Annotated in this window: 1 pseudogene; it reads right to left on the bottom strand. The window is 43.8% G+C overall.

Features of this window, described 5'->3' with window-relative positions:
- A pseudogene (locus L5M10_RS24055) lies at nt 1-617 on the bottom strand (IS3-like element ISSba5 family transposase); the annotation flags it as partial.

Genomic DNA, 617 nt, shown 5'->3' with positions numbered 1-617 from the left:
CGGCTAGATAGGCCCAGCGATTACCGACCCAAACATACGTCACGTCGCCACACCACACTTGATCTGGTTGAGTTACTGCAAACTGTCGATTTAGCGTATTGGGGATTGCAACATGCTCTTGTGTCGCTTTCCTATAAGAATGCTTAGGCTGCTGACAGCTTAATAACCCAAGCTTTTTCATTAGATTACGGGCTCGATAACGACTGAGACCAATCCCTTTATTAGTCACTAATTGCGCTATCGTTCGAGCACCGGCAGAGCCATGACTAATATGATGTGCGGCCTTCACTTCACTGCATAAAATAGTAAAGTCTGCATCAATATGTTCTTTTCTTTTTAGCCAATACTTATAGCTACTTCGATGYACTTTGAATGCATTACAAATTGTGAGAATAGAGTGGCTCTGCTTGAGTGCGCTGATTAGCGTAAATTGTTCATCGAGTCTGACATCAAGAGAGCGGTAGCCTTTTTTAGGATAAGATTGTGCTCCTCAAGACGAGCTATTTGCTTCTTCAGCTCACGGATTTCAATTTGTTCAGGGGTAATCGGAGATGCTTTTGGTGTGCCACCCTGGCGTTCTAGTTTTAACTGTCTCACCCATTTATCCATAGTGGTGG

Origin of the sequence: Shewanella sp. SM32, from assembly GCF_025654235.1 — a bacterium.
Lineage (GTDB): Bacteria > Pseudomonadota > Gammaproteobacteria > Enterobacterales > Shewanellaceae > Shewanella > Shewanella oncorhynchi.
This window is presented reverse-complemented; position numbering and strand designations above follow the sequence as displayed.